The organism is Candidatus Planktophila sp. (assembly GCF_046070465.1).
Classification (GTDB): domain Bacteria; phylum Actinomycetota; class Actinomycetes; order Nanopelagicales; family Nanopelagicaceae; genus Planktophila.
In genome coordinates this window covers 1-5,562 of sequence record NZ_JBJTMK010000165.1, presented here as the reverse complement: position 1 = coordinate 5,562, position 5,562 = coordinate 1, and the positions used below count along the sequence as shown (strand labels likewise).

General features: G+C 44.2%; 6 protein-coding genes. 3 read left to right on the top strand and 3 right to left on the bottom strand.

Annotation, left to right across the window (positions count from 1 at the left end):
- The 3 genes from ACKOVI_RS06990 to ACKOVI_RS06980 form a co-directional block, all read right to left on the bottom strand.
- A partial coding sequence (locus ACKOVI_RS06990) for a hypothetical protein (protein WP_509603355.1) occupies positions 1 to 197 on the bottom strand: 197 nt, incomplete at its 3' end.
- A 4-nt stretch (positions 198 to 201) separates the two neighbouring features.
- The gene (locus ACKOVI_RS06985) at positions 202 to 1,578 is read right to left on the bottom strand and encodes an RNA polymerase sigma factor (RefSeq protein WP_509603354.1); all 1,377 of its coding nucleotides are present in this window, start codon (positions 1,576 to 1,578) and stop codon (positions 202 to 204) included.
- Between the two features lie 120 nt (positions 1,579 to 1,698).
- The gene (locus tag ACKOVI_RS06980) at positions 1,699 to 3,570 is read right to left on the bottom strand and encodes an ABC transporter ATP-binding protein (protein WP_509603353.1); all 1,872 of its coding nucleotides are present in this window, start codon (positions 3,568 to 3,570) and stop codon (positions 1,699 to 1,701) included.
- A gap of 34 nt (positions 3,571 to 3,604) precedes the next feature.
- On the opposite strand from ACKOVI_RS06980, the gene ACKOVI_RS06975 reads away from it, so the two are divergent.
- The 3 genes from ACKOVI_RS06975 to ACKOVI_RS06965 form a co-directional block, all read left to right on the top strand.
- Positions 3,605 to 4,474, top strand: a complete 870-nt coding sequence (locus tag ACKOVI_RS06975) for an alpha-1,2-fucosyltransferase (protein ID WP_509603352.1) — start codon at positions 3,605 to 3,607, stop codon at positions 4,472 to 4,474.
- Position 4,475: 1 nt separating this feature from the next.
- A complete protein-coding gene (locus ACKOVI_RS06970) occupies positions 4,476 to 5,312 on the top strand; it encodes a glycosyltransferase family 2 protein (RefSeq protein WP_509603351.1) in 837 nt (278 codons plus the stop codon).
- The coding region (locus tag ACKOVI_RS06965; RefSeq protein WP_509603350.1) for a glycosyltransferase family 2 protein at positions 5,309 to 5,562 on the top strand (254 nt) is incomplete at its 3' end. The genes ACKOVI_RS06970 and ACKOVI_RS06965, both read left to right, overlap by 4 nt.

Genomic DNA, 5,562 nt, shown 5'->3' with positions numbered 1-5,562 from the left:
GCAACAGCAACGAGCGCTACGCGCTTAATTGTTGTAGACATTTGTTTCCTTTCGCAAGTCGATCCACGGCATTTCCGTAGGTCGGCTTGGAGAGAATTACTTCCCTCCACTCGATTCATCGCACGTGCTGATGAATCAAATTCTCCACCGTGTATCCGGACGCGGTGAAGAAACTTAATTGTTAGCTGATGTGCCACGTGATCAGCCCTTTGCCTTTACTGCAGACCCAGGAATGTAAATTGCCTGAGCCAAAATTTGGGTCTTGCTCGCATTGAGCAAGAGACGAGTTGTGATCGTCTTCGGTGCGCCAACAACGTCATAGCCACGGTCTCCGACCGGATTGGCCAACTCTGAAGTTGGGGTTGAGGTTAGGGAAATTGTAACGGTCATAAGGTACTGCCCATTGGACATCCGCTCAAAATCCACGCTTGTGGCGTCAGCGTTAGCCACCGCCCACTGCTTGTTGATTCCGAAAGCAACATATCCGACCTCATACTTTGTGCCGTTGCCGTCGACTGTGATGGTCTGATCGACAATCACATTTGGTCCACCCTTGGAAGTGACGGCCTGGGTGGCCAAAATTGTTCCTTCTTCGGTCGCGACTGGGCGGTTATTGCTCACCCACATCTTGCCGAGACCGTTCTCACCTGCGACGGTGAAACCTGTTGGGGTGCCATCTACATCCAGGCCAGCAAAGGCAAGCTTTGCACCCTTGATATAGACGCCTGAGACCATGCCATCTGACTTCTTGGCATTTGATGAAACTGTCACAGATGGGGCAGGGGTTGCTGACTCTGATCCTTCAGCTGTTGCAGAAGCAGATGGAGAGGCCAGTGCGTCTTGCTGTTGGACAGTTGGAAGAACTGAACCTTCATTGCCTGTCAAAGAGTTAAATCCAAGGAAAGCAGTTACTACTAATAATAAGGACAAGGCGACCTTGGATGACTTTGCCGCAAGGTCTGCTGCCTTCCTATAGGTGGTTGAAAGCATGTCGAGGGCAGTCAAGCCACGCTCTTCATCGATAACGAGCTCTGAAAGTACGCGGCGCAGGCTTGTGCGTGCACGAGAAACTGTATGACGAACAGCAGATTCCTTGATACCAAGCTCTGCTGCGATCTCTTCGGTTGAGCGACCTTCCATCTCCCACATCACAAGCGCTGCACGCTCAGCTGGTGAGAGCATTGCAAGAGCCTGGCGGATGATTGCTGCATCTTCTGCAGCTGAAATCTGTGCTGAGTGATCGCCATCTACCTGCCATGCGGCCTCAACCTCGGCCTGGGCATCATCGATGACCACGAGGTTGGGGCGGCGACCCTCCATGCGGAAGTAGTCGATGCAGAGGTTTTCGATAGTGCGGTGAAGGTATGAGAGAGCATGATCTGTTGACTCAAGCTCAGGAGCTGCCAACATAAACTTAATAAGAGAGTCTTGGGTGATCTCTTCAGCCTTAGCTGAATCCTTCAAGACGCGGTTTGCATGGGCGAGAAGCTCTGAACGGTGCTCTGTGTAGAAAGCACCGAGCTCTGCAACGGTCCACACGCGGGGACCTGCAGATGCTGCAGACTTCTTAAACGCCACTTTATTGGATCCTTTTTCAACCGGTTTGTAAAGCAGATTGAACCGTCGCCCTATCTATAACGTTCTACGAATCCAACCCTATATTGTCGCGGGGAAGGGACAAAACGGACATTTCACCAATTAGAGGCCTTGCAGTTCTGCTTGGGATTCGAAATCTGGCACAGATGCGCGGACTTCTTCAAAAGTTCCAGCTGCACGGATGCTTCCCGCTTCGAGGTAGATCACCGTATCGGCAAGCTTTATCGTCGATAATCTGTGGGCAATAACGATTGTCGTAACTTCACCACGGAGTTTGTGAATGGATTGCGAAATATCAAGTTCAGTTTGGCTATCTAGTGCGCTTGTCGCTTCATCCAGAATTAATAACTTTGGTTTTGTAAGAAGCGCACGTGCAATTCCCAATCTTTGGCGTTGCCCACCGCTAAGACGCGATCCTCCTTCACCAACCTGAAAATCAAGTTTTCCAGGGAGTTCTTCAACAAATGTTTTGAGTTGCGCCTGATTGAGAGCATCCCAATATTGATTATCAGTAAAGGTATTTACTTCAAAACCAAGACTTAAATTCTGTTTAATCGATCCATCTACAAGGCCGATTACCTGCGGAACATATCCGATAACACCTGGCCATTTTTTTATAACTTGAGAGGTGGGTAAACCAGATATAAGTGCGCTGCCGCTTTGAGGCGTGTGAAGTCCAAGCAACAAATCAACCAATGAACTCTTTCCAGAGCCAGAATGTCCAGCAATCGCAATAAATTTTCCTGCAGTGATTGCTAAATCCAAACTGCTGAAAATATTGTTGGGACTTCCTGGGTATCTAAAATTTACTGATGTTAGTGAGATATTCGCTTCAAAACCTTCATAAGTAAAGCTTGGTTCAAAATTACTTGGTATCAGAGGGTCTAAAGAGTTTGTCTCAACGATTAGACTGTATGTGGAACTTGCGAGACCTTCATTTGCACGTATTTGTACAAAACTTTGTTGCAATCTCATCAGAGCTGGTGCAATTCTGCTGCCAGCTACTATAAAAATCGCCAAGCTGGCAGTAGCATGTGCTGCATCATGTAGCGCAAATTCCAGCGCCGACATTAAAACTGCTCCGACAATTACGCTAACCTCAAGCACATATTTAGAGATATTTGGCATGAAATTCTGTTTTGCAAGAGTATTTGCATACCGTCGACGCAAGTTTGAAATACGCCATAAATAGTATTCACGTCGATCACGAACAAAAATTTCTCTGTAAGAAGTTATCAATTCTTGGATGTTAATCTGTGACTGAACGTTTAAATCGGCAAGTTCAATGCCTAAGCGATGAGCCTTCTTGTGGGTCAAGTTGTATAAGAAGATACCTATGAGCCCAAAAAGTAGGATTGAACTGGCAGCGACTAACGGATCAATCACAAATAGACCAACAAGCAGAATGATGAGGGTGCTAGAATCTGTAATCACAGAGGCCAATGTGCCCGCAATTCCCACTGCAATTGCAGATACTCCAGAGCCGACGGCATATTGAATTTCTTGAGAAGAGTTTTGCTGAATTCCCAATATCGGCTTACTTAGAACACGAGCGAGTAGTTTCTCAGATAGCGCCGCAGCCTGATTGCTGAGAAAAAAGAGAATTCTTCTATTGAGAACTATTGTCAGAATTGTTTTGAGGATCAGAAAAAATGTTGCAAGCAAGGCTAGTGTCATTACTTGATTTTGAAAATCAAAGTTCTGAATTCTCAAGAATTTGATTGCTTGACTAGTTCTACCGCCAATATTCTGGGACTGCACTCCCTTTAAGGCTAACGAACCCAAAACACCAATTATTGCTACACCGACTAAGTCTAGTAATCCTAAAACTGATTGCGCCAGGACGACAGACCAGAATTTTCTCTGAGCTGATTTCCCTAATATTGTTATGTACTTTCCTAGGGACTTAAACGGAACAAACAACATAAATATATTCTCTCGCATATTGCTCAAATTGAGTAAATCAAACTGCACTAAATCTGGGTGGCATTTCCGGTAGAATTCAACAATGGCTGGAAATAGATTTCGTCTCCAAGGGGGGCTTGGAAATCAGCTATTCATTTACTATGCAGCGGCTAGTTACGCGATAGCGAATAAGCAGGAAGTAATTACCTTTGATACAAGTGGGCTACGACTAGCCAATACCGAGCGTGCTTTGGAGCTAGATAAATTCAATCTGCCTATTGAATACGAAATTGTTGTATCTCGAATTCCACATGTGGCCAGAGCAATACTTACTCGAATGAATCGATTAATTCCTGCAGTCAATCGCAGAATCGGTTATTTCCAACCGACTGATGTTGGCTTCAGTGAGACCCTGCTAAAAAAAACATATTTTGAAGTCTCTGGTTATTTTCAATCTTGGAGATATCACGAATCAGTTAAGAAAACTTTTCCAGGATACTCCTTAGACCCTGGTGTTTCCTGCGATTGGGCTAAATCTAAAATTTCTGTGGCTAAAGCTTCTAAACCAATTTTGTGCCATATTCGACGTGGCGATTTTCTCGAACTACAAGACTCTTTTGGAGTTCTGAGTTATGAATACTACATAACTGCGATCAATCAGCTGAGATCCATGGGGGCTAAGGGCCCGATTTGGGTTATGACCGATTCTCCGAACGAGATATCACTTGATTTTCTACAACAGGTAGGTGCAGAACTTGTTATCGAACCAACCAATACGATACCGACAGACACTTTTGCCGTCATGCAGGCATGCGATAGCTACATTATTTCGAATTCAACTTTTTCTTGGTGGGCTGCCTATACAAGCAATGCGAAAGTTGTAATTTCACCAAAACCTTGGTTTAAATCCATGCAAGAGCCGTTAGATTTAATCCCAGAGAATTGGATTCGAATCCAGAGTAGTTGGATCTGATATGGATTCGGAAGCCGAATTAATAACCAATTCAATTTCTGTTTTGATACCCGTCTTAAACGGCGAGCAATTTATTGGACAAGCATTAGATTCGGTATTGGTTCAACCGCTAGCTTCAGAAATTCTCGTGGTTGATAATGGGTCCTCGGATGGAACTTTGGAGATACTTAACAACTACATCACAAAAGATTCACGAGTTAGAGTTTTGCACTGTACCGAAAGAGGCGTATCAAAGGCGCTAAATGTAGGTCTTGCTTTGGCTAACGGAAGTCTCATTGCTCGTTTAGATGCAGACGACAAAATGTCTCCAGAGCGATTGGAATACCAGCTTCGCGTGATGCAAGAACACCCTGAAGTAGCTCTAGTATCTAGCCAGATTATCTTCATAAATTCAGAGGACATTGAGATTGGAAGATCTAATTATCCGAGTGGGAAATTAACTCTGCTAAGAAACTTCATCTTTAGAAATCCAGTCGCACACCCATCGGTGATGTTCCGTAAAGAAATAGTAGAATTGGCTGGGAACTACAGGTCAGAATTTGAGGGAGCCGAGGACCTAGATTTATGGATTCGAATTTTAAATCTTGGAGATATATTTTCCAGTGAGGAATTTCTGACTTATTACAGGGTTCATGAGAATCAGGTAACTGTTAAGAACAACCTATACGATACTGAATTTACTCTAAGATTAAAATGTCTCAAAGAGTTCTATAGGGGGCCAATCAAGCGCTCAATCTTTTCAATATTGCAACTAATGCGAATAGTAGATCTTCTTCTGATGAGGTTTAGCGCTGTTGCGCTCCTCAGAAAGAGTTTCAAGGCAAGGATTAAGCGATGATTCCAACATATACGGTTGATGTTGTAATTCCTTGCTTCAATGGGGCAATTTTTATCGAACGATGCGTTAAGTCCGTACTCTCTCAAACTGCCCCAGTAAATAGAATTATTTTTGTCGACGATGGCTCAACTGATAAAAGTCTTGAGACTATCTTGAGTCTTCAGGAGAAATATCCAATTATTAAGGTCATCACACAAGATAACCGTGGTCTTGCGGCTGCTAGAAACAAAGGACTTTCATATTCAGAATC